Source organism: Streptomyces sp. NPDC088725 (assembly GCF_044751305.1).
Classification (GTDB): domain Bacteria; phylum Actinomycetota; class Actinomycetes; order Streptomycetales; family Streptomycetaceae; genus Streptomyces.
The window spans coordinates 77940-99668 of sequence record NZ_JBIVLO010000011.1 but is presented as its reverse complement, the minus strand read 5'-3'; the positions used below and the strand labels follow the sequence as shown (position 1 = coordinate 99668).

The 21729-nt window shown below is 70.0% G+C and carries 22 protein-coding genes; 11 read left to right on the top strand and 11 right to left on the bottom strand.

The genetic code is table 11. The annotated features are described in order from the left end of the window. Nucleotides 1-39 precede the first annotated feature (39 nt). Both ACIP6N_RS25010 and ACIP6N_RS25005 read right to left on the bottom strand, forming a co-directional pair. Nucleotides 40-1089, bottom strand: coding sequence for an NAD-dependent epimerase/dehydratase family protein (locus ACIP6N_RS25010; protein ID WP_401819004.1), 1050 nt, complete (start codon nt 1087-1089; stop codon nt 40-42). A gap of 64 nt (nt 1090-1153) precedes the next feature. Then, nucleotides 1154-1897, bottom strand: coding sequence for a lysophospholipid acyltransferase family protein (locus ACIP6N_RS25005; protein ID WP_401819001.1), 744 nt, complete (start codon nt 1895-1897; stop codon nt 1154-1156). Nucleotides 1898-2120: 223 nt separating this feature from the next. Here ACIP6N_RS25005 and ACIP6N_RS25000 point away from each other — a divergent pair, with 223 nt between their 5' ends. Next, nucleotides 2121-2990, top strand: a complete 870-nt coding sequence (locus tag ACIP6N_RS25000) for an LLM class flavin-dependent oxidoreductase (protein WP_401818999.1) — start codon at nt 2121-2123, stop codon at nt 2988-2990. 3 nt (nt 2991-2993) lie between these two features. Here the strand turns inward: ACIP6N_RS25000 and ACIP6N_RS24995 are convergent, their stop codons facing one another. Beyond that, on the bottom strand, nt 2994-4682 hold the full coding sequence (locus ACIP6N_RS24995) for an ABC transporter family substrate-binding protein (protein ID WP_401818997.1): 1689 nt from the start codon (nt 4680-4682) through the stop codon (nt 2994-2996). A gap of 186 nt (nt 4683-4868) precedes the next feature. Here ACIP6N_RS24995 and ACIP6N_RS24990 point away from each other — a divergent pair, with 186 nt between their 5' ends. The 8 genes from ACIP6N_RS24990 (at nt 4869) to ACIP6N_RS24955 (ending at nt 13252) form a co-directional block, all read left to right on the top strand. Next, complete coding sequence (locus ACIP6N_RS24990) at nt 4869-5849, top strand: ABC transporter permease (RefSeq protein WP_401818995.1); 981 nt, start codon at nt 4869-4871, stop codon at nt 5847-5849. Nucleotides 5850-5862: 13 nt separating this feature from the next. Then, nucleotides 5863-6780 (top strand): ABC transporter permease, encoded by a 918-nt coding sequence (locus tag ACIP6N_RS24985; protein ID WP_401818992.1) that lies wholly within the window; start codon nt 5863-5865, stop codon nt 6778-6780. Then, on the top strand, nt 6777-8813 hold the full coding sequence (locus tag ACIP6N_RS24980; protein WP_401818990.1) for a dipeptide ABC transporter ATP-binding protein: 2037 nt from the start codon (nt 6777-6779) through the stop codon (nt 8811-8813). Before ACIP6N_RS24985 ends, ACIP6N_RS24980 begins: the two co-directional genes overlap by 4 nt. A gap of 125 nt (nt 8814-8938) precedes the next feature. Next, entirely contained in the window at nt 8939-9820 is an 882-nt protein-coding gene (locus ACIP6N_RS24975; protein ID WP_401818988.1) for an ABC transporter substrate-binding protein, read from the top strand. Further along, nucleotides 9817-10716, top strand: a complete 900-nt coding sequence (locus tag ACIP6N_RS24970) for an amino acid ABC transporter permease (RefSeq protein WP_401818985.1) — start codon at nt 9817-9819, stop codon at nt 10714-10716. Before ACIP6N_RS24975 ends, ACIP6N_RS24970 begins: the two co-directional genes overlap by 4 nt. Beyond that, a complete protein-coding gene (locus ACIP6N_RS24965; RefSeq protein ID WP_401818982.1) occupies nt 10713-11492 on the top strand; it encodes an amino acid ABC transporter ATP-binding protein in 780 nt (259 codons plus the stop codon). Before ACIP6N_RS24970 ends, ACIP6N_RS24965 begins: the two co-directional genes overlap by 4 nt. Nucleotides 11493-11726: 234 nt before the next feature. Next, complete coding sequence (locus tag ACIP6N_RS24960; protein WP_401818979.1) at nt 11727-11948, top strand: hypothetical protein; 222 nt, start codon at nt 11727-11729, stop codon at nt 11946-11948. Nucleotides 11949-12031: 83 nt separating this feature from the next. Continuing rightward, entirely contained in the window at nt 12032-13252 is a 1221-nt protein-coding gene (locus tag ACIP6N_RS24955; protein ID WP_401818977.1) for an SPFH domain-containing protein, read from the top strand. Between the two features lie 45 nt (nt 13253-13297). Here the strand turns inward: ACIP6N_RS24955 and ACIP6N_RS24950 are convergent, their stop codons facing one another. The 7 genes from ACIP6N_RS24950 to ACIP6N_RS24920 all read right to left on the bottom strand — a co-directional run bounded on the left by ACIP6N_RS24950 (nt 13298) and on the right by ACIP6N_RS24920 (nt 18918). Next, nucleotides 13298-13672, bottom strand: a complete 375-nt coding sequence (locus ACIP6N_RS24950; protein ID WP_401819268.1) for an ArsR/SmtB family transcription factor — start codon at nt 13670-13672, stop codon at nt 13298-13300. A gap of 71 nt (nt 13673-13743) precedes the next feature. After that, nucleotides 13744-14205 carry an SRPBCC family protein gene (locus ACIP6N_RS24945; RefSeq protein WP_401818974.1) on the bottom strand — a complete coding sequence of 154 codons (462 nt, stop codon included), beginning with the start codon at nt 14203-14205 and terminating at the stop codon, nt 13744-13746. Between the two features lie 169 nt (nt 14206-14374). Further along, nucleotides 14375-14533: a hypothetical protein gene (locus ACIP6N_RS24940; RefSeq protein WP_401818971.1), complete on the bottom strand. Its 159-nt coding sequence runs from the start codon at nt 14531-14533 to the stop codon at nt 14375-14377. A 60-nt stretch (nt 14534-14593) separates the two neighbouring features. Then, nucleotides 14594-15547: a cytochrome c oxidase assembly protein gene (locus tag ACIP6N_RS24935; protein WP_401818970.1), complete on the bottom strand. Its 954-nt coding sequence runs from the start codon at nt 15545-15547 to the stop codon at nt 14594-14596. A 193-nt stretch (nt 15548-15740) separates the two neighbouring features. Further along, on the bottom strand, nt 15741-16766 hold the full coding sequence (locus ACIP6N_RS24930; protein ID WP_401818968.1) for a 6-phosphofructokinase: 1026 nt from the start codon (nt 16764-16766) through the stop codon (nt 15741-15743). 134 nt (nt 16767-16900) lie between these two features. Further along, on the bottom strand, nt 16901-17629 hold the full coding sequence (locus tag ACIP6N_RS24925) for a type 1 glutamine amidotransferase (protein ID WP_401818965.1): 729 nt from the start codon (nt 17627-17629) through the stop codon (nt 16901-16903). Between the two features lie 50 nt (nt 17630-17679). Next, the gene (locus ACIP6N_RS24920) at nt 17680-18918 is read right to left on the bottom strand and encodes a MurT ligase domain-containing protein (RefSeq protein WP_401818964.1); all 1239 of its coding nucleotides are present in this window, start codon (nt 18916-18918) and stop codon (nt 17680-17682) included. Between the two features lie 115 nt (nt 18919-19033). Between ACIP6N_RS24920 and def the strand changes: the two genes are divergently transcribed. Further along, nucleotides 19034-19576, top strand: coding sequence for a peptide deformylase (def, locus tag ACIP6N_RS24915; RefSeq protein ID WP_401818961.1), 543 nt, complete (start codon nt 19034-19036; stop codon nt 19574-19576). 86 nt (nt 19577-19662) lie between these two features. Here the strand turns inward: def and ACIP6N_RS24910 are convergent, their stop codons facing one another. Beyond that, entirely contained in the window at nt 19663-20301 is a 639-nt protein-coding gene (locus tag ACIP6N_RS24910) for a TetR family transcriptional regulator (protein ID WP_401818958.1), read from the bottom strand. A gap of 174 nt (nt 20302-20475) precedes the next feature. Here ACIP6N_RS24910 and ACIP6N_RS24905 point away from each other — a divergent pair, with 174 nt between their 5' ends. Beyond that, the gene (locus tag ACIP6N_RS24905; protein ID WP_401819266.1) at nt 20476-21705 is read left to right on the top strand and encodes an acyl-CoA dehydrogenase family protein; all 1230 of its coding nucleotides are present in this window, start codon (nt 20476-20478) and stop codon (nt 21703-21705) included. The last annotated feature ends 24 nt before the right edge of the window (nt 21706-21729 follow it).

Below are 21729 nucleotides of genomic sequence, written 5' to 3'. Positions count from 1 at the left end.
GGGGCGGTCCGCTCAGGCGGTCCGCCCCCTCGTCTCCGCTCAGCCCCGCCGCCCCGCCAGCCAGGCGTCCTCGTCCGCATAGCCGAAGGGATCCCCGTACCCGGCGAACTGGGCCGCCAACGCGGGGAAGGCGTCCTCCCAGGCGCGCTCCGCGAGCTGCTCGGACAGCCAGGCGACCGTCTCCGGCAGGGACTCGGCGTAGCCGGTGACCGGCCGGTAGCCCAACTCCCTTTCGGCTGCGGACATGGAGTAGACAATGGGGTTGTCCGCCCCCCAGGGAGTGGAGCCCACGATGCCCACCGGCGGGGGCCCGTCCACCAGGACTGTTTCAGTCTCCGTGCCCATCACCGCGTCGATCGCCTCGCCGATCTCCGCCGTGGTCGGAGCCTCGGGATCGGCGGCGTTGAGGACCCGGGAGCCCGGCCGCAGCGCCGCCAGCCTGATCAGCTCCGCGACATTCGACGTATGGACGGGATGGAAGCGGCTCTTGCCGCTGTACGCGAGCACCCGCCGTCGGCGGCCGTCCAACACCCTCTTGACGAAGATCAGTTCTCGCGGTGCGCGGGAGTGCGGGCCGTGAATCGCGCCCGCACGCAGCAGTGTGGTCGGCAGGGCCTCGCCCGCCGCGACCAGATCCCGTTCCAGCTCCACCTTCCGCGTTCCGTACGTGGTGCCACCGGGGGCCACGGTCGGCTGGCTCTCCAGGATCGGCACCGGGTAGCGCGGAAGGCCGTCCGGATCGCCCTGGGTGTCGAAGCTGCGGCCCTGGCCGTCCTCGTAGATCGCGCCGCTGGAGATCACCACCGCCGAACCGATCCGGTCCGCGAGACGGGTCAACTGCCGTGCGTGCGGGGCCCCGTAGGCCACCATGTCGACCAGCACATCGCAGCCGTCACCGAGCGCCGCGGCGAACGCGCCGTCGTCGTCCCGGTCAAGAGCCACCGCCTTCACGCCCTCCGGCCAGCGCTCGTCCCTGCCACCACCGCGCGAGAACGCGCGCACCTCCCAGCCGTCCTCGGCGAGCGCCCGTACGGCGGCCCGCCCGATCTGTCCTGTCGCACCCACTACTACCGCGCTGCCTCTGCTCATACGAGGGACGCTAAGGCAGGGGTACCGGCGCTCCCAGCGGTGTTCGCCGCTCGCGGATCCGCTCTCAGCGCCGCGGGCGGGGGAACTTCTTCGCCGGCCGGTCCTTCACCCGCCCGGCCTTGGCCCGGTCCGTCTCTTGCTCCGCCTTCACGTCGGCCGCGTACCGGTCGACGTACTCCTGCCCGGACAGCGCCAGGATCTCGTACATGATCTCGTCGGTGACCGCGCGCACGGCCGCCTTCTCGTTCTCCAGGCCCGCGTAGCGCGAGAAGTCCAGCGGTTCGCCGAAGCGGATGGTCACCCGCTTGATGCGCGGGACCTTCTGCCCGGGAGGCTGGATCTCGAAGGTCCCGACCATGGCGCACGGCACCACGGGCACGCCCGCGGTGATCGCCATCACCGCGACCCCGACCTTGCCCTTGTAGAGGCGGCCGTCGAGCGACCGGGTGCCCTCCGGATAGATCCCCAGCAGCTCGTCCTTGCCCAGCACTCCGAGCCCTTCCCGGATCGCGGCCTTCCCGGCCTCCTTGCCCGACCTGTCCACCGGTATCTGACCGGCGCCCCGGAAGAAGAAAGCGGTCAGCCGTCCCTTGGGGCCGCGCCCGGTGAAGTACTCCGCCTTCGCGAGGAACGTGATGCGCCGTTTGAGGATCGCGGGCATCAGGAAGTGGTCGGAGAACGACAGGTGGTTGCCCGCGACGATCGCTCCGCCCTCGGCCGGAACATGCTCAAGACCCTCGATTCTGGGCCGGAACAACAGGCGCAGCACGGGCCCCAGCAGGACGAATTTGAGCACGTAGTAGAACACCGGGAGTGCTCCTCACTCTGCCGTTCCGGCTCGGGACCGCGTTGTCCCGGGCCGAACGGGTACCCGGGAGGCCGCGCCGTATGTGTGACGGCGGTCGGCGAAGCGGCCAGGCCCCGGGCCCTCCTGACGGCCCCCGGACACCCCGGGGCCGGTTTCCCTCCCCGGATGCGGGGCAGGGCGAAGCGGCGGAGGCTGGACGGACCACGAAGGAAGGAACGACGGAATGCGCATCGGTATCGCCATCCCGAACACCACCCAGGGCACGACGGGACCGCTGGTCCTGGACTGGGCACGGCGGGCGGAGGAGCGCGGATTCGCCTTCGTCTCCACGATCGGCCGCGTTCCCTATCCGTCGTACGACTCGCTCACCGCGCTGGCCGCCGTGGGCGCCGCCACCTCACGTCTCGGCCTGCTGACCAACGCCGTGCTCGGCCCGACCTATCCGGACGCCGTGCTGGCGAAGATCAGCGCCACCGTCGCGCAGCTGAGCGGTGACCGGCTGACCCTGGGCCTGGGTGTCGGCGCCCGGGAGTCCGACTACCGCGCCTCCGAACGCGACTTCGCCGACCGGGGCGCCGCCTTCGACCGGCAGCTGGAGTACCTGCACCGGGCGTGGCAGGGCGAGGCGGTGGAGGAAGGCGACTTGCCCGGCGAGCGGCGCGCCGTCGCTCCGCCCGGGAACACCGTTCCGGTGCTCATCGGCGGCCACGGGAAGCGCGCCGTACGCCGTACCGCGCGCTGGGGCGCGGGCTGGACCGGGGCCGGCGGCGGCCCCCGGCGCGCCGAGCCGATGGTGGGCGAGATCCTGGACGCCTGGCGGGCGGCGGGCCGCGAGGGAGATCCGCGGCTGCTGGGCCTCGCGTACTTCTGCGCCGACCCCCGCCGGGAGGCCGAGTCCGACGCGAACATCCGCTCGTACTACGCCTACGCCGGAGACCACGGGAACGCGATCGCCGAGGGCGTCGTCCGTACGCCGGAGCGCATCCGGGGGATCGTGGCGGAGTTCGCCGCGATCGGCATGAACGAGCTGACGTTCACCCCGACCGTGGCGCGGCTCGACGAGGTCGACCGGCTGGCCGACCTCGTCCTGTGAGCGCTACTTCAGCCATCCCATGGTGAGGACGTTCCAGTCCCCGAGACCGGTGGCACCGAAGTTGGCCAGTCCGCTGCGTACGGCGCTGATCTGCGGCCGCTGGTACAGCTCGATGGAGTGCCCCTCGGCCCAGATCAGCCGGTCCGCCCGGTTGTAGAGGCCGTTCGACTTCGCGACGTCCGTGGTCCGCGCCGCCTCGGTCAGCAGCGCGTCGATCTCCGGCGAGCTGACGCCGCCGAAGTTCTGGAACAGCTGCTTGCCCCTGGGCTGTTGGAAGGTCGAGAACAGCTGGGAGTGGAAGGGGAAGTCGACGTTGCGGAAGCTGACCAGATCGAAGCTGCCGCGGTTGACGAACTTGTCGAAGAAGTCGGCGGCCGGGACCTTCTGGATCCGTACGGCGAAACCGGCCTCTCCCAGCTGCTGCTGGACGATCTGGGCCTGGTCCACCTGCGCGGAGCTGGAGCCGGCGCTGATCAGATATTCCAGCTTCAGCTGCAGGCCGCCCTTCGTGCGCGGCTTGCCGGGTCCGTTGTCCTTCCAACCCGCTTCGTCCAGCAGCTTCTTGGCGCCGTCCAGGTCGAATGTGCCCCATTTTCCTGCGGTGTTCTCGTAGCCCGCCTGGTTGGGCATGAAGAAATGGTTGTCGAGCGTGGCCAGGGGAAAGGCCAGATCCTTGGCGAAAGCCGCGACGATGCCCTTGCGGTCGGTCGCGAGGTCCACCGCCTGGCGCACCTTCAGGTCCTTGAGCGGGCCCCGGGTACCGAGCGTGATGTGGACCTCGTCCCACCGTGCGCCGCGCCTGATGTCCGTACCGGGAGCCTCGACCAGCCGCTTGTAGTCCTCCGGCAGGATCGCGGGCGCCGAGTCGATCTCCTTGTTGAGATACGCCTCGGTCTGTGCCGGCAGGTCCAGCGCGCGCCAGGTGATCGAGTCCAGAAGGGGCTTGGGACCCCACCACTTGGGGTCGGGAGCCGTCGACACCGTCTGCGCGGTCTTGTCGAAGGACGTGATCCGCCAGGCGCCCGCGGTGACCGGGATCTTCTCGATCCAGCCCTTGTTGAACCTGTCCGGGGTGTTGATCTCGTCGGCGGGCAGCAGCGTGCGGAACAGCCGCTGCCAGTCCGCGTACGGCGTGCGGAAGGTGACGTTCACCTCCTGGTCGTCCGAGCCCCGCTCGATCTTCCCGATCTGGTCGTATCCGCTGCCGTCGGAGACCAGGTACCGGTCGTCGCTGCCGTCCAGGGCCTTGCCGAGCGCCGCGAAATCCCGGTAGCTCAAAGGCTTTCCGTTCGACCACTTCGCCTTCGGGTTGAGCTTGTACGTCACCACCTGAGGACTGGTCGAGGTGACCTCGGCGGAGAGCAGGTAGTTCGGGTCGGGGTGCGGGACGCCCTTGGCGTCCTTCGGCATCAGCACCGGCTCGACCTGCTCCAGAATCGCCGAGGCGTCCCCGTTGGCGCCGTCCACCTGGTAGGAGTTGTACTGGTGGATCCACTGCTGGGTGGCGAGTTTCAGCGTCCCGCCCCGGCGCAGCTTGGACACCGGCTGCGCGTTGACGTCCTGCGAGCCCGCCGCCGGAGCCGCCCCCTTCTTCGGAGCGTCCTTCCCGTCACCGGAAGAACCGCAGCCTGCCAGCGCCAGAGCGGCCGCTACGGCGGCGGTGAGGGCGGTGGACCTCAGGGGTCTGGGCATGAACGTTCCTCCGGGGGCGTGCGGGGTGGGGGAGCCGGTACGACGGCCGTACTGCGCCGCGATCGGGATGGTAGATCGCGCGAGGAGGACGCGTAAGCGATTCCGGGGGTTGACATGCGCTCTTCACAGGGCCGCAATGTACGGCTACGAAGATCGAACGCGTACCCCAGCGGAGAGGACACGCATGTGACGGCCTACCTGGCCAGGAGACTCGGCTACTACGCGGTACTGCTGGTGGTCGCCATCTGTCTCTCCTACCTCCTCGCCGCCGTCGCGCTCGATCCGCGCGCCTACTTCCAGGACCGCATTCCCCCGCCGCCGCCCGCCATGATCGACGCCCAGCTCAGTACGCTCGGCCTCAACGACCACACCCCGCTCGCCGATCGCCTCTGGCGCTGGTTCACCGGCGCGGTCCACGGAGACCTCGGCCGCACCATCGACGACACGTCCGTGACCGCCGAACTGGGACGCAGGCTCGGCGTCAGTACGCGGCTGCTGCTCGCCGGTACCGTGCTCGGCACCGTCGTCGGCATCCTTGCCGGAGCCTGGACCGCCGTACGCCAATACCGGTTCTCCGACCGGACCGTGACCCTGGTGTCGTTCCTGCTGCTCTCCACGCCGACCTTCCTGCTCGCCGTGCTGCTCAAGATCGGTGCCATCAAGCTGAACGCGGTCCTCGGCACCGATCTGATCCAGTTCACCGGCGAGAAGGACCCTGACCTGCATGCCGGTCTCTGGGCCGAACTGCGCGACCGGGGTGTGCACCTGCTGCTCCCGACGCTCTCCATCGGGCTGGTCACCGCCGCCGCCTACAGCCGCTACCAGCGCAACACCATGCTCGACGTACTGGGCGCCGACTACCTGCGCACCGCACGCGCCAAGGGCCTCAGCCGCCGGACCGCACTGCTCAGACACGGCCTGCGCACCGCGCTCATCCCGATGTCGACGTACTTCTCCTACGGATTCCTCGCCCTGTTCACCGGTGCCACCTTCACCGAGATCATCTTCGGCTGGCACGGCATGGGCGAGTGGCTGGTCGACTCCATCGGCAAGAACGACGTGAACTCCGTCGTCGCCGTCTCCACCTTCGCCGCCGTGGTCGTTCTGCTCTCCGGCTTCCTCGCCGACATCCTGCACGCGGCCCTCGACCCGCGCGTCCGCACCTGAAGGAGACCGACGCATGACAGCTGAATCCGTCGCGGCGGCCGCGGACGCCGCCGACCATCACGATCCGGCCGAACCGCCCGCCGGCCGCGCGCGGGTGGTGCTGCGCCGCTTTCTCGCGAGGAAGACCGCGCTCGCCGGCCTGCTGGTGGTGGTCCTGCTCTTCGTCCTCGCCTTCGCCGGCCCCCTCCTCACCCACTGGAGCTACGCCGACATCGACTACACCGCGCTGCGCTCCGCCCCCTCGGCCGAGCACTGGTTCGGCACCAACCGCATCGGCCAGGACGTCTTCGCGCAGACCGTGCGCGGCCTCCAGAAATCCCTGCTGATCGGCCTGTTGGTCGGCATCGGCGCGACGCTCGTCGCCGCCGTGGTCGGCGCGTGCGCGGGCTACTTCGGCGGCTGGGCCGACCACGGACTCATGTTCGCCGTCGACCTGCTGCTCGTCTTCCCCGGCTTCCTGGTCATCGCGATCCTCGCGCCCCGGCTCAAAGGAGGCGGCTGGCTCGCGTTCGCCGGACTGCTGGGCCTCTTCGCCTGGATGATCACCGCGCGGGTCGTCCGGTCCATGACGGTCTCGCTGCGGGAGCGTGAATTCGTGCGCGCGGCCCGGTACATGGGAGTGCGGCCGCTGCGGGTCATCGTCCGGCACATCCTGCCGAACGTCGCCTCCTTCCTGATCATCGACGCGACCCTCGCGGTCGGCGGCGCCGTGATGAGCGAAACAGCCCTGTCCTACTTCGGCTTCGGCGTCCAGTCGCCCGACGTCTCGCTCGGCACCCTCATCGCCGACAGCACGGGCGCAGCCGTCACCTACCCCTGGATGTTCTTCTTCGCGGCCGGACTGCTGGTGGTCTTCGTGCTCGCGGTCAACCTCATCGGGGACGGACTGCGTGACGCGTTCGACCCGACGTCCCGAAAGGCCCGGTCATGACCGCCATTCTCGAAGTACGCGGCCTCACCGTCGACTTCGCGGACACCCCGGCCGTACGAGGCGTCGATTTCGAGCTGGCGCGCGGCGAAGTCCTGGGCATCGTAGGGGAGTCGGGCTCCGGCAAGTCCGTCACCGCACTCGCCGTCCTCGGCCTGCTGCCGCGTACGGCGGCGGTGCGCGGCTCGGTACGGCTGGACGGTACGGAGCTGATCGGTGCGCCCGAGTCGACGCTCAACTCCACACGCGGGGCCCGGATCGCCATGGTTTTCCAGGACCCCCTCTCCGCCTTCACCCCCGTCTACCGGATCGGGGACCAGATAGTCGAAGCGGTCCGCGCCCACCAGGACATCTCCAGAGAAAAGGCGGCGGCGCGCGCTGTCGAACTCCTCGACCTCGTCGGTATCCCGGAACCACGCCTCAGGGCGGCTGCCTTCCCGCACGAGTTCTCCGGCGGCATGCGCCAGCGGGCCATGATCGCCATGGCCGTCGCCAACGACCCCGACATCATCCTCGCCGACGAACCCACCACGGCGCTCGACGTCACCATCCAGGCGCAGGTACTCGACGTCCTGCGCACCGCACGGCGCGAGACCGGCGCGGCCATGGTGCTGGTCAGCCACGACCTCGGAGTCATCGCGGGCAGCGCGGACCGGGTCGCCGTCATGTACGCGGGCCGCATCGTCGAAAGCGCCCCCGTGGACGAACTGTTCGCCGGACCGCGGATGCCGTACACACTCGGCCTGACCGGCGCCGTACCGAGGCTGGACGAAACGGACCGCGCCCCCGCGGCGCTCGTTCCCATCCCCGGCACACCGCCCGCCCCCGGCGCGCTGCCGGCCGGCTGCCCCTTCGCACCGCGCTGCCCGCTGGCCGACGACGTGTGCCGGGCCGCGGAACCGGAACTGACCGGTACGTCCCACCGCGCCGCGTGCGTCAGGGCGGACGAGATAGCCGAACGCGGCCTCGGACCCACCGACGTGTTCCCCGTCCCTCCGGTCCCGGCCCGCCCCGCCGGTCACACAATGGGCGAACCCGTACTCCGCGTAAGGCAGTTGGCCAAGACGTTCCCGCTCTACCGGGGCTCCGTCTTCAAACGCCGCACCGGCACCGTCCATGCCGTGGACGGAGTGGACCTGGACATCCGCCAGGGCGAAACCCTGGGCCTGGTCGGAGAATCGGGCTCCGGGAAGTCCACCACCCTGTTCGAGATCCTGGCCCTCGGGCGGCCGGAACACGGCACGATCGACGTGCTGGGCCGCTCCACGGACCACCTGACGCGTGAACAGACCCGGCAGCTCAGATCTCGGATCCAGATCGTCTTCCAGGACCCGATGGCCAGCCTCGACCCGCGTATGCCGGTGGCCGACATCATCACGGAGCCGCTGCGCGCGCAGGGCGCGGACCGGGCGTGTGCCGCCCGCCGCGTACCCGGACTGCTGCGCCAGGTCGGCCTTGAGCCGTCCCACGCCGCACGCTTCCCGCACGAGTTCTCCGGCGGGCAGCGTCAGCGGATCGGCATCGCACGGGCGCTGTCGGTCGACCCCCGGCTGCTCGTCCTCGACGAGCCGGTCTCGGCGCTCGACGTCTCCATCCAGGCCGGTGTGCTGAACCTGCTCCACCAGCTCAAGGCGGAACTGGGCCTGGCCTACCTCTTCGTCTCCCACGACCTGTCCGTCGTACGGCACATCGCGGACCGGGTGAGTGTCATGTACCTGGGCCGTACGGTCGAGGCCGGAGCGGTCGGCGAGGTCTTCGCGCGGCCGAGGCACCCGTACACCCAAGCGCTGCTGTCGGCCGTCCCGCTGCCCGACCCCGCCAAGGAGCGCCGCAGGGAGCGGATCCTGCTGGCCGGTGACCCGCCGAGCCCGACCGTCCGCGAGGAGGGCTGCCGCTTCCGGGGCCGCTGCCCGGTCTTCGCGGGCCTGACCGCCGACGACCGCACGCCCTGCGAGACGCGAAGGCCCGCGCTCCTCCCGTACGGCACCGACCAGGTCGCGGCCTGCCACTACCCGCGGGCACGCGACGTCGTCTGAATGCCCGCCCGAGACCCCACGGCACCCCGGAACACCACACCAATGCCGACCCAGATCTGCCGAATTCATACGTTCGCAACGCGCTGATCTCGACAAACACCCCCGCACAGTGCGATTCTCCCGCCATGCAGCTCAGCGCCGGAATCGGCTTCCCCGCCCTCTTTGTCATAGCCGTCGCAGCCACCGGCTGCGCCCCGCAGGAGGCGTCGACATCCGCCGGCGCCTCCGCCGGCGCGCCGTCCTCCGCCGCGTCCTCCTGTGACAAGGGCACGCTGGCCACGGCCGCCGAGGGCAAGCTGACGGTCGGTACGGACAAGCCGGCCTACGCCCCGTGGTTCCTCGACGACGCCCCGGCGAGCGGCAAGGGATTCGAGTCCGCCGTCGCGTACTCCGTCGCCAAGGCGCTCGGCTACGAGAAGGACCAAGTCGTCTGGCAGACCGTCCCGTTCAACAACTCCTTCGCCCCGGGCGCCAAGAACTTCGACTTCGACATCAACCAAGTCAGCGTCAGCGACGACCGCAAGAAGGCCGTCGACTTCTCCTCCGGCTACTACGACGTCCGCCAGGCCGTCGTCGCGCTCAAGACCTCCCCGTACGCCAAGGCCACCACCGTCGCCGATCTCAGGGGCGCCAAACTCGGCGCGCAGGTGAGCACCACCAGCCTCGACACCATCAACGACATCATCAAGCCCAAGCAGCGGCCCGCCGTGTTCCAGAAGAACGACTTCGCCAAGTCCGCTCTGCGCAACGGCCAGGTCGACGCGATCGTCGTCGACCTGCCCACCGGCTTCTACATCACCTCCGCCGAGGTCCCGGAGGCGAAGGTCGTCGGCCAGTTCGCCACGTCCAGCGGGCCCACCGAGCAGTTCGGACTCGTCCTGGACAAGGGCAGCGCACTCACCTCCTGCGTGACCCGTGCCGTCGACGGCCTGCGCGCCGACGGCACGCTCGCCGCCCTGGAGAAGCAGTGGCTGTCCGACGCCGTGAACGCGCCGGTGCTCAAGTGACCGGTGCCCAGGAGACGGCGGAGGCCGCGCACCAGGACGCGGCCTCCGACCACTACAGGCCCTCCGAACGCCGGCTGGAGCGCGAGCGCTACAAACGTGCCCGCGCGCGCCGGGCCAGCGCCGTCGCCGCGCTCTCCACCCTGGTCACCGGCACGGTCCTCTACCTCGTCATCACCGGCTCGCCCGGCTGGCAGCGCACCCGCGAGACGTTCTTCAGCGCGAAATACGCCCGCATCGCGCTGCCCGACGTCCTCGACGGGCTCCTGCTCAACCTGCGGCTGCTCGCCGTCTGCGGCGTGTGCGTACTCGTGCTCGGCCTGCTGCTCGCGGTCGCCCGCACGCTGCGCGGCCCGGTCTTCTTCCCGGTCCGCGCGCTGGCCACCGCGTACACCGACTTCTTCCGGGGCCTGCCGCTGATCATCTGCCTGCTGATCGTCGTCTTCGGCGTACCCGCGCTGCGGCTCCAGGGCGTCACCACCGACCCCGTGACGCTCGGCGGCACCGCGCTCGTCCTCACGTACTCCGCCTACGTCGCGGAGGTCTTCAGGGCCGGCATCGAATCCGTCCACCCCTCGCAGCGCGCCGCGGCACGCTCGCTCGGGCTGTCCAGCGCCAGGACCCTGCGCTACGTGGTCCTCCCGCAGGCCGTACGACGCGTGGTGCCGCCCCTGCTCAACGACCTCGTGTCGCTCCAGAAGGACACCGGGCTGGTCTCGATCGCCGGCGCGGTCGACGCCGTCTACGCGGCCCAGATCATCGCCGGGAAAGACTTCAACTACACGCCGTACGTTGTCGCGGGCCTCGTCTTCGTGGCCCTGACGATCCCCATGACCCGCTTCACCGACTGGGTCACGGCCAGGATGGACCGCAGGCGCGCCCAGGGAGGAACCGTATGACCGCCGAAGCGACACCCGGACCGTCGGCCGGTCCCGTGCTGCGTCTGGAGTCCGTGCGCAAGACCTTCGGCCGTGACCGCGTCATCCTGCGCGACGTCTCCCTCGACGTGCCCCAGCACACCGTGACCGCGCTGATCGGTGCCTCCGGATCCGGCAAGTCGACGCTGCTGCGCTGCGCCAACCTGCTGGAGGAGATCGACGACGGGGCGATCTTCCTCGACGGCGAGGAGATCACCGACCCCCGGGCCGACCACGACGCCGTACGGCGCAGGATCGGCGTGGTGTTCCAGGCGTACAACCTCTTCCCGCACATGACGGTCCTGCAGAACATCACCCTGGCGCCCCGCCGCGTCCTCGGGGTCCCGCGCGAGGAGGCGGAGGACCGGGCCAGGGAACTGCTCGTCCGCCTCGGTCTCGGCGACAAGGCGGGGGAGTACCCGGACCGGCTCAGCGGCGGTCAGCAGCAGCGCGCCGCCATCGTCCGCGCCCTCGCCGTACGGCCCAGGCTGCTGCTCCTCGACGAGATCACCGCCGCGCTCGACCCGGAGCTGGTCGGCGAGGTGCTTTCGGTCGTACGGGACCTCAAGGACGAGGGCATGACGATGGTGCTCGCCACGCACGAGATGGGATTCGCCAGGGAGGTCGCCGACCAGGTGTGCTTCCTGGACGGTGGCGTCGTGCTGGAGCGCGGCACACCGCAGCGGGTCTTCGGAGAGCCGCAGGAGGACCGTACGAGGCAGTTCCTGCGCCGGATCGTGGAGGCCGGCCGGCTGTGAGGACGCGCACGGCCGGATCCCGGCCGTGTACACGCCGTCGGCCTTGCTCAGAGTGACGCCCTCCTGACACCTCGCGGAGTAGTGTGAAGGAATCGAGGGCATGTCGCCGTCGGCCGGTTCGCCGAGGGCGTCCTCGGTGGTGGACGAGGTCGGAGGCGCGGCCCTCCAGAAGGCGTGGTCACCCCATGACGGTCCGGCAGGCGGTCCTGAAGGGAACGGGCGGGGCAACGACGTATGTGCGCGGCAGATGACTCCGGGCAGAGCCCGGTCGGCGCGATCGGCCGGGTCACGGTGCCGATCCCGGCGGACGGTCCCGGCGAGGTACTGGTGGCCGTACGGGGTGGTTCCGAGGCCTACGCGGCCTGGTCGGAAAGCCCCATCGGCAGACACATACGGGTGATCGTCACCGAGAGCATTTCCGCTCGGTCGGTGATCGTGGAGCCCTTTCCTTCATGAACCCTCATTCGTTCCGAATTCTCTTCGAACCTTCTCCGGAACCCGAAGAGCCATCGTGACCACGCAGTGCGACAGGAGTGCTCATGCTGTTCTGGCATGTACCCGCGCCCAACGAGGCAATGCTCATCTCCGGCTCCAAACGTCAGGCGCAGGACACCCAGTTCCGGATCGTCACCGGACACGGGAGTTTCGTTCTGCCCATCAAGCAGAAAGCCCGCATGCTGTCGCTGGCGTTGCGGGAGGCGGAAATCATCGAGGACTGCGTCACCCAGCAGGGCATTCGCCTGAACGTACGCGCGGTGACGGTCTTCAAGGTCGGCGACGACGCCGTGTCGATCGCCAACGCGGCCCGCAGGTTCCTGGCGGAACAGGACCGGATGCAGGAGCTGGTGGGCCGGATCTTCGCCGGTCACCTGCGCTCCATCATCGGCGGCCTTACCGTGGAACAGATCATCCGCGAGCGTGACCGGGTCGCCCAGGAGGTGAAGGCGGGCAGCCACAGCGAGATGGAGAAGCTGGGCATCGTCGTGGACGCCCTCCAGATCCAGGAGATCAACGACGCCACCGGCTACATCAACAACCTGGCCGCGCCGCACGCTGCGGCGGTCGCGTCCCAGGCGCGGATCGCCCAGGCCAAGGCGGACCAGGAGGCGACCGAGCGCGAACAGCAGGCGGCGGCGCTGAAGTTCGAGTACGAGCGGGACACCGCGATCAAGCGGGCCGGCTTCCTGGCGGAGACGGAACAGTCCAACGCCCGTGCCGCACAGGCGGGACCGCTCGCGCAGGCCAGGGCCTCCCAGGAAGTCATCGAGGAACAGACCGCGCTGGCCCAGCGAGAGGCCCAACTGGCCGCCCAGCGGCTCGAAGCCGAGGTCAGGCGCCCGGCCGACGCCGAGGCGTACCGGCAGCGCACCCTCGCCGAGGCCGCCCGTGACCAGGCGAAGTTCGAGGCGGACGGCTCCGCGTACGCCGAGCGCACGCTCGCCCAGGCACAGGCGGACGCGAACTCGGTCCGGGCGGCGTCGCTGAAGGACGGCAACCAGGAACTGATCGCGGCCAACCGCATCGTCGAGAACCTTCCGGCGCTGACGGAAGCGGCGTCCCGCGGCATCGCCGGGGCGAACGTGACCGTCCTCAACGGCACGGACGGGGTGAACGAGATGGCTGCGAGTCTGGTCGGCCAGGGCATGGCGATCCTCAACTCGCTCCAGAGCGGTGGCGGTACGCCGAACGCCAAGCAGAACCAGGGCCCGAACGGGAAGGGCGCGACGCACCTGCACGACGGCCACCGGGCCGACCACTAGGAGTGCGGGTACTGATCACGCGGCCCGCGCGGACGGGCCCCGGCTCTACGCGAGCCGGGGTCCGTCCGTACGTCCGCCACCGGCGGCCTCCCGGGCGTCCGCACCGGTGGCGGCTTCCGCGGCCTCCGCCAGACGTTTGATCGCCGCGAGCCGTACGTCCCACTCCGCGGCCTTGCGGTCTAGCCACCGGGCGGTGGCGCCGAGCCGCGCGGGAGCGACCGCGTACCGCGCCTCGCGCCCCTCCCGGCGCCCCGTGACCAGCCCGGCTCTGTCCAGGACCGCGAGATGCTTGACGATCGCCTGCCGGCTGACAGGCAGCTCCGTCGCCAGGACGGTGGCCGTCGCCTCGCCGCGCGCGGCGAGGGCGTCGAGTATCCGGCGGCGGGTCGGATCCGCCAGCGCGGCCAGGACTTCGGTCACCGGCTCCTGAGGCTCCCCGGGGCGGGGAGCCTCGCCGGGGTCCGCGTCCGGACCGGTGCGCGGTGTGCGGCTCATGCGACGGGCTGCTCGGCGTACTGCTGAAGCCGCTCGGTCATGGTCGCCCAGCCCGTCGTGTGACTCTCCCTGGAGGCGTCGTGCCTCGTGGCCTCCGGGACGACGAGATCGGCGAAGCCGGACTCCACCACCCGCAGCCGGGTGCCGTCCCCCTCGGGGACGAGCGTGAACTCGACCAGGGTGGAGTTGCCCTCGTCCGCCACCACTCCGGGGTAGCCGCTCGCCCAGCGGTACGAGAAGCAGTGCGGCGGGTCGACCGTCACGATCGTCGTCGGGAAGTCGTGGCCCTTGCCGTGGTCCAGGCGCATGATGCCGCCGGGACGCAGGTCGATCGGTGTCGGTGCGCCCATTCCGAACCACCGGCCGACGTGCTCGGGCTCGGTGAGGACGGACCACACCCGCTCCACGGGAGCGGCGATGCTGATCTCCCGCTCGACGCGGTCATCGGTACCGGACATGAGAGGAACCTCCTCCACTCGATCAACACGATCAGCTTGTGCAACTCAAGGGTTGCACTATGAGGTCCCCGGTGCAACCGAAGGGTTGCGTGAACGTCGGCCGGGTCGTGAGAGCACGAGAGAGCCGGGATGCACGGAGCGTCCCGGCCCTCTCGCGTGATCGGCGCTGTCAGTGGCCGCGTGCGACCACGAGCCCGAGGGTGACCAGGCCCAGCACCACCCAGCCGAACCAGAGCCATCCATTGCTTCCGAGCGCTGCGGTGTACGCGGTCACCACGACCAGCGCACCTACCGTGACCACACCCATCGTCTTCGCGGATCCGGACATATGCGTCTCCTCCCGGCCAAGACCGTGGACGCCATAGTCGCCCGTGAAGGGGGGTTCGCGCTACTGCCCGCGGGTCTGGAGCGAAGCGAGATACGCGTTGTACGCCGCCAGTTCCTTGTCACCGTCCCGGTCGGCGGCCCGGTCGGAGCGCCGCGCCTGGCGCTGTTCCGAGCGGTACCACTGGTAGACCAGGGCGATCAGGACCAGTACGGACGGGATCTCGCTGAAGGCCCACGCGATGCCGCCCGCCGCGCTCTGGTCGGTGAGCGCGTCGATGCCCAGCGACGCCGGAGGGTCGAGGTACGCGTCGACCATCGGCTCGCTCGCCATCATCAGCGCGATACCGAAGAAGGCATGGAACGGCATCCCGGCGAACAGCTCCAGCATCCGCATCACATAACCGGGCCTGTTCGGCCCCGGGTCCACCCCCATGATCGGCCAGAAGAAGACCAGACCGACCGCCAGGAAGTGCACCATCATCGTGATGTGCCCGGCCCTCGAGCCCATGAGGAAGTCGAAAAGCGGTGTGAAATAGAGCCCGTACAGGCTCGCGATGAAGAGCGGGATGGTGAAGGCGGGGTGCGAGACGGCCTGCACGAACCGGCTGTGCAGCAGCACGAGCAGCAGTTCGCGCGGACCCTTGCGGCCCCGCCGGCTCGCCACCGGCAGTGCGCGCAGTGCCAGCGTCACCGGAGCGCCGAGCAGCAGCAGGATCGGCGAGACCATGCTGATGATCATGTGCTGGACCATGTGCACGCTGAACATGACCATGCCGTAGTCGTTCAGCTTCGTACACATCGTCACGGCGATCGTCAGCACACCGAGGGCGAAGGAGACGGTACGCCCCGGGGACCAGCTGTCCCCGCGCCGGCGCAGTCGCAGCACACCCCAGCCGTACAGGGCGAGCCCCAGCAGACAGCCGATCAGGAAGAAGTAGTCGGGGGAGTACTGGAGACCGCGCCCCAGCGTGAACGGCGGCAGATCCATCGTCATGCCGTGCCCGCCGTGATCCATTCGCGCTCTCCTGTGGGGCCGTCCTGCCGCGTGCCACTCGTGCCGCGTACCGCGTGTGGGCATACCGCGTGTGGCGCGTACCGCTTGTCTGGTTCGTACCGCTGTGGATTCGTACCGCTTGTCCGCACCAGAGTAGAACCGCCCCCGGTCGCGGCTGCGACCGGGGGCGGTTCCGTGGGGCGTTCTCAGGCGGTCAGAGCACGCACTCCGCCTCGGCGTACCGCTCCGCGGGCACCGTCTTGAGCGTCTGCACCGCTTCCGCCAGCGGCACCATCACGATGTCCGTACCGCGCAGCGCCGTCAGCATGCCGAACTCCTCGCGGTGCACCGCCTCCACGGCGTGCCAGCCGAAGCGGGTCGCGAGGACGCGGTCGTACGCCGTCGGGGTGCCGCCGCGCTGCACGTGGCCGAGTATCACCGGTCGCGCTTCCTTGCCCAGCCGCTCCTCCAGCTCGATGGAGAGCTGCCTGGCGACCCCCGCGAAGCGCTCGTGGCCGTAGATGTCCTTGGCGCCGACGTCGAACTCCATCGAGCCCTCACGCGGTTTCGCGCCCTCCGCGACGACCACGATGGCGAACCGCTTGCCCGCCGAGAACCGCTTGCCGACCAGCGTGGCCAGCTCGCCGATGTCGAAGGGCCGCTCGGGTACGACGATGGCGTGGGCGCCCGCCGCCATGCCGGAGTGCAGGGCGATCCAGCCCGTGTTGCGGCCCATGACCTCGACGATCAGCACACGCTGGTGGGATTCGGCGGTGGTCTTCAGCCGGTCCAGCGCGTCGGTGGCGACACCGACGGCCGTGTCGAAACCGAAGGTCACATCGGTCGACGCGATGTCGTTGTCGATGGTCTTCGGCACACCGACGATCGGCAGCCCGGCCTCGGAGAGCAGGCTGGCGGCCTTGAGGGTGCCCTCCCCGCCGATCGGGATGATCGCGTCGAGACCGAGGTCGGCCACATGGCCCCTGGCTCGCTCCACCCCGTCACGCAGGTGTGCGGGCTGGACACGGGAGGAGCCGAGGATGGTCCCGCCGAGGGCGAGGATGCCACCGACCGCCTCAAGATCGAGCTTGCGGTAGTCGCATTCCAGGAGGCCCTTCCAGCCGTCGTGGAAGCCGATCACCTCGTCGCCGTGGTCGACGACCGCGCGGTGGACGACCGACCTGATCACGGCGTTGAGGCCGGGACAGTCGCCGCCTGAGGTGAGCACACCAATTCGCATTGCCCGGACTACCTTCGCAAAAAGTGGGCCGACGTCCGGACCGCTTTGTCCGGACCCGATCACCGTCAGCCTACCGGCGCACCGGCGGGGGGCCGAACCCGGCGTCCGACTGCTGGACAGGCCCCCTGCGGTGCTTACGCGGGCTGCGTCGCCGCCGTGATGCGCTCGTTCCGCAGCGCGTCGTACCACCGGTCGTCGGTGGGCGGCAGCGCGTTGACATCGAGGGCCAGCTTCAGGAGCAGGTCCGCGATGTGCGGGTTACGGGCCATGACGGGACCGTGCATGTACGTACCGAAGACGGTGTCGTTGTACGCGCCCTCCGTGCCGTCCCCGGTGCCGTTGCCCCGGCCCAGCGAGACCCGCGCGAACGGCCGGGCAGCGGGGCCCAGGTGTGTGATGCCCTGGTGGTTCTCGAACCCGGTCAGCGGCGGCAGGCCGAGACGCGGGTCGATGTCGCCCAGTACGTCACCGACGCACCGCTCGCCCTCGCCCCGGGTCGAGACCACGTCGAGCAGTCCGAGCCCCGCCTCGCGCTCGCCGAGGTCGTTCACGAACTCGTGGCCGAGGATCTGGTAGCCGGCGCACACCGAGAACACGATGGCGCCGTTGGAGACGGCCCTGCTGAGCCCGCCGTCACGGCGCAGCCGCTCCGCGGCCAGCCGCTGCGGCCTGTCCTCGCCGCCGCCGATCAGATAGATGTCGCCGGAGGTGGGCACGGGCTGGTCGCTGCGCACGTCCACCCGGGTCACATTCAGGCGGCGCTGCCGGGCCCGGCGCTCCACCACCAGGGCGTTGCCCTGGTCCCCGTACGTGCTCAGCAGGTCCGGGTAGATCCACACCAGGCGCAGGCTGTTGTTACTCATGCTCGCTCGTCCTTCATGAGGGCCGGCTTCAAGGGGTCCATCGTGGTGTCTCAATTGCCCACGCGGCGGCGCAGGTCCTGGAACGAGGTGTAGTTGGCGATCGCCTCGATCCGTCCGGGCGGTGCCATCTGTACGGCCTCGTCGGCGGTCTCGCAGACCCGGAAGTCGAGGCCCGCCACTTCGAGACGCACGGCGAGGTCCATCTTCCTGTCACCGATGACGAAGATCGGGTGACCGGCGAGCCGCGTGTAGTCGACGTCCCACAGCCACGACGTGTCCGTCCCGTCCGCGCCACGGGCGTTGACGGCGAGGATGACGGGCGTCGGCGGCCCGTCGATCAGGGAGAACGTCTCCAGCCAGCCCGCCGGGTTCTTCGCCAGCAGCAGTCGCAGATCGCGGCCGAGGAACGACACCACGTCGTACCGTCCCGCCACGGCCTGCACCCGGTACATCCGCTCCAGGGCCACCTGCGGCGGCACCCCGAACGTCGCGGCGACCGCGGCGGACGTCGCGGCGTTCGCCTTGTTGGCGCGGCCCGGCAGCTGCAGATGGATCGGCCAGGCCGAGCCGTGCGGGTCGAGTACGTGGTCGCCGTGCAGCGCCCAGCTCGGAGCGGGTCTGCGGAATCCGCACTCGCCGCAGAACCAGTCGTCGCCGGGGCGCTGCATCACACCGCCGCAGGACGGGCACGACCAGGCGTCGTCCTTCCACTCCTGGCCCGCGGCCACCCACACCACATTGGGGGAGGAGGAGGCCGCCCAGACGATCAGCGGGTCGTCCGCGTTGGCGATGACGACCGCCTTCGTACCGGCAAGTCCCTCCCGCCACTTCTCGGCGAGCATGCGGGTCTCCGCGGCGCGGTCGAGCTGGTCGCGGGAGAGGTTGAGCAGCGCGATCGCCTTCGGCGTCGTGTCGCGTGCCACTCCGGCGAGGTACTTCTCGTCCACCTCGATCACGCCGTACCTGGCCTCGGAGCCGCCCGCCAGCGCCGACGTGATGCCGGCCGGCATATTGGCGCCCAGGGCGTTGGAGACCACAGGTCCCGCCGCGCCCAGTGCCTCGGCGATCAGCCGGGTGGTCGTGGTCTTGCCGTTCGTCGCCGACACGAGAATGACATCGAGGTGTTGCGCCAGCCGCCCCAGCAAATCGGGGTCGAGTCTGAGCGCCACCTTCCCGCCGATCACCGAGCCGCTGCCGCGGCCGGCCGCGCGCGACACCGCCGCAGCCGCCTTGCCCGCCGTCACGGCCAGCTTGGCCCGCGGCGACAGCGGGTCCGTGTTGCCTGACATCGTCCTTGGTCCTCCTCGCATCGGTCCGTGGGTCAGCCTATCGAGATCCGGCCAGGGGCCCGAACCGTGGCACCGGCAGAAGGCAGAGGTCACCGAGGACCGTACCCTGACCGTCATGCGAAAACGTCCGATCCCCGGCGCCGCCGGGCGAGTACGAGCCATGAGGATGCTCGGCGATCCGGTGCTCCACGCCCCGTGCGAACCCGTGACCCGCTTCGGTCCCGAACTGGCCGCCCTGGTCGACGACCTGTTCGCGACGATGTACGCGGCACGCGGTGTGGGACTGGCGGCGAACCAGATCGGTGTTCCTCTGCGGGTGTTCGTCTACGACTGCCCCGACGACGAGGACGTCCGCCATCTCGGACACCTCGTCAACCCCCGGCTGACCGCGGCGGACGGCCTCGTCCTGCGCGGCCCGGAGGGCTGCCTCTCGCTGCCGGGCATCGAGGCGGGGACGGAGCGGTACGACCACGCCGTGGTGGAGGGCGTGACGGTGGAAGGTGAGCCGGTACGGATCGAGGGCTCCGGGTTCTTCGCGCGCTGTCTGCAGCACGAGTGCGACCATCTCGAAGGGACCGTCTACCCCGACCGGCTGACCGGGTGGCGCCGGGCGAGGACACTCCGTACGGCGCACCGCGCCCCCTGGAGCCGGAGCTGAGCTCCGGGAGCGGGAGCTGAGCCTCCGGGCCCGCGTAACGGCGGCTCAGGCGTGTGCGGGACCGTGATCCCCGGGAGGCGGGCGGCTCAGAACCCCGGGCCGTCCGGGCGGTTGCCCGCCTCGGCCAGCCTTCCCCACAGCAGGTCTGCCAGACTGCGTACCAACTGCTCGCGTGAACAAGGGCGTTCGCCGAGCCACCAGTCACCTGCCGCGTGCATCATGCCGACGATGCCATGGCCCCAGACCCGCGCCAACTGCGCGCTTTCCGGGCCGAGTTCGACCCGTTCTTCAATGACCTTGGCCAGTTCCTCGCCGAGACGCCGCAGCAGCGGCGCCGAGTGGCGGCCCATGTCGAAGCCCTGCTCGGGCAGGGTGTCCTCCGGATGCATCAGGAAGCGGTAGACCTGCGGACGCGCCTCGATCGCGGCGAGATAGGTGTCGAGGGTCGCCTCGACCCGCCGGCGGCGGTCGGCGGGCGCGTCGAGCGCGGCACGCAGGGCCAGCAGCAGCCCGTCGGTGTGGCGCTTGGCGAGCGCGCGGTACAGGCCGCCCTTGTCGCCGAAATGCCGGTAGAGGATCGGCTTGGTGATGCCGGCCTCGGCGGCGATGGCGTTCATGGACGCCCCGGGACCGTCCCTGAGCACCACCCGGTCCGCGGCCTCCAGGAGCTGTCGCCGTCTCTCCTTCGTCGACCGCTGCTGCTCGGCCTGCTGTGTGGTGCTCATCGTGCTCTCCCCGCCCTGCGATGTCCGTGACGCCTTGGCAACGTAACACCCTGTCCGCCCGCGACGCGGACCGGACCGTGATCGGTTGACACCGGCTACTTGCGAGTAACAGACTGCTGTTACCGTAAGTAACGCATGTGCAGACGGATGAAGTCACCGCAGCTGGAGGGCAACATGGCCGAGTTCACGCTCGAACTCAACGATGACCAGAAGCAGGTCCGTGACTGGCTTCACGGCTTCGCCGCGGACGTCGTCCGACCGGCGGCCGCCGAGTGGGACGAGCGCGAGGAGACACCCTGGCCGGTGATCCAGGAGGCCGCCAAGATCGGTGTCTACTCCCTCGACTTCTACGCCCAGCAGTACTTCGACCCCACGGGCCTCGGCCTCCCTGTGGTGATGGAGGAGCTGTTCTGGGGCGACGCCGGAATCGGCCTGTCGATCGTCGGTACGGGGCTGGCCGCCGTCGGCGTCCTCGCCAACGGTACCGACGAACAGATCGGCACCTGGGTGCCGCAGATGTACGGCGACGCGAACGACGTGAAGCTCGCCGCGTTCTGCTCCTCGGAACCCGACGCGGGCTCCGACGTCTCCGCCATGCGCACCCGCGCCGTGTACGACGAGGCGAAGGACGAGTGGGTGCTCAACGGCACCAAGACCTGGGCGACCAACGGCGGCATCGCCAACGTCCATGTCGTGGTCGCCGTCGTCGACCCGGAGCTGGGCACGAAGGGCCACGCGTCCTTCATCGTCCCGCCCGCCACCCCGGGGCTGTCCCAGGGACAGAAGTTCAGGAAGCACGGCATCCGCGCCTCCCACACCGCCGAGGTCGTCCTCGAAGACGTCCGTGTCCCCGGCGACTGCCTGCTCGGCGGCAAGGAGAAGCTGGACGAGCGGCTGGCCAGGGCCCGCGAGCGGGCCGCGTCGCCCGGCGGCGAGCGCGTGAAGAACGCGGCCATGGCCACCTTCGAGGCGTCACGCCCGGCCGTCGGCGCGATGGCGGTGGGCACCGCGCGCGCCGCCTACGAGGTCGCTCTCGACTACGCCAGGACCCGCAGCCAGTTCGGCCGGCCGATCATCGACAACCAGGGCGTCGCCTTCCAGCTCGCCGACATGCGCACCCACATCGACGCCGCACGGCTGCTGGTCTGGCGGGCCTCCTGGATGGCGGCCACGGGCAAGCCGTTCACCTCCGCCGAGGGCTCCATGTCGAAGCTGTACGCGAGCGAGACCGCGAAGAAGGTCACCGCGCAGGCCGTACAGATTCTGGGCGGCAACGGGTTCACCCGCGAATACCCGGTGGAGCGCATGCACCGGGACGCCGCGATCTACACGATCTTCGAAGGGACGAGCGAGATCCAGCGCCTGGTGATCGCCCGCACGCTGTCGGGAATGCCGATCCGCTAGGGCCTGTCCGGCACATAGCGCCGT

Coding starts and splice junctions, on each gene's coding strand:
- ACIP6N_RS25010 (WP_401819004.1), bottom strand. CDS start 1,089: ATGAGCAGAGGCAGCGCGGTAGTAGTGGGTGCGACAGGACAGATCGGG.
- ACIP6N_RS25000 (WP_401818999.1), top strand. CDS start 2,121: ATGCGCATCGGTATCGCCATCCCGAACACCACCCAGGGCACGACGGGA.
- ACIP6N_RS24995 (WP_401818997.1), bottom strand. CDS start 4,682: ATGCCCAGACCCCTGAGGTCCACCGCCCTCACCGCCGCCGTAGCGGCC.
- ACIP6N_RS24985 (WP_401818992.1), top strand. CDS start 5,863: ATGACAGCTGAATCCGTCGCGGCGGCCGCGGACGCCGCCGACCATCAC.
- ACIP6N_RS24980 (WP_401818990.1), top strand. CDS start 6,777: ATGACCGCCATTCTCGAAGTACGCGGCCTCACCGTCGACTTCGCGGAC.
- ACIP6N_RS24975 (WP_401818988.1), top strand. CDS start 8,939: ATGCAGCTCAGCGCCGGAATCGGCTTCCCCGCCCTCTTTGTCATAGCC.
- ACIP6N_RS24965 (WP_401818982.1), top strand. CDS start 10,713: ATGACCGCCGAAGCGACACCCGGACCGTCGGCCGGTCCCGTGCTGCGT.
- ACIP6N_RS24960 (WP_401818979.1), top strand. CDS start 11,727: ATGTGCGCGGCAGATGACTCCGGGCAGAGCCCGGTCGGCGCGATCGGC.
- ACIP6N_RS24955 (WP_401818977.1), top strand. CDS start 12,032: ATGCTGTTCTGGCATGTACCCGCGCCCAACGAGGCAATGCTCATCTCC.
- ACIP6N_RS24945 (WP_401818974.1), bottom strand. CDS start 14,205: ATGTCCGGTACCGATGACCGCGTCGAGCGGGAGATCAGCATCGCCGCT.
- ACIP6N_RS24940 (WP_401818971.1), bottom strand. CDS start 14,533: ATGTCCGGATCCGCGAAGACGATGGGTGTGGTCACGGTAGGTGCGCTG.
- ACIP6N_RS24935 (WP_401818970.1), bottom strand. CDS start 15,547: ATGGATCACGGCGGGCACGGCATGACGATGGATCTGCCGCCGTTCACG.
- ACIP6N_RS24930 (WP_401818968.1), bottom strand. CDS start 16,766: ATGCGAATTGGTGTGCTCACCTCAGGCGGCGACTGTCCCGGCCTCAAC.
- ACIP6N_RS24925 (WP_401818965.1), bottom strand. CDS start 17,629: ATGAGTAACAACAGCCTGCGCCTGGTGTGGATCTACCCGGACCTGCTG.
- ACIP6N_RS24920 (WP_401818964.1), bottom strand. CDS start 18,918: ATGTCAGGCAACACGGACCCGCTGTCGCCGCGGGCCAAGCTGGCCGTG.
- def (WP_401818961.1), top strand. CDS start 19,034: ATGCGAAAACGTCCGATCCCCGGCGCCGCCGGGCGAGTACGAGCCATG.
- ACIP6N_RS24910 (WP_401818958.1), bottom strand. CDS start 20,301: ATGAGCACCACACAGCAGGCCGAGCAGCAGCGGTCGACGAAGGAGAGA.
- ACIP6N_RS24905 (WP_401819266.1), top strand. CDS start 20,476: ATGGCCGAGTTCACGCTCGAACTCAACGATGACCAGAAGCAGGTCCGT.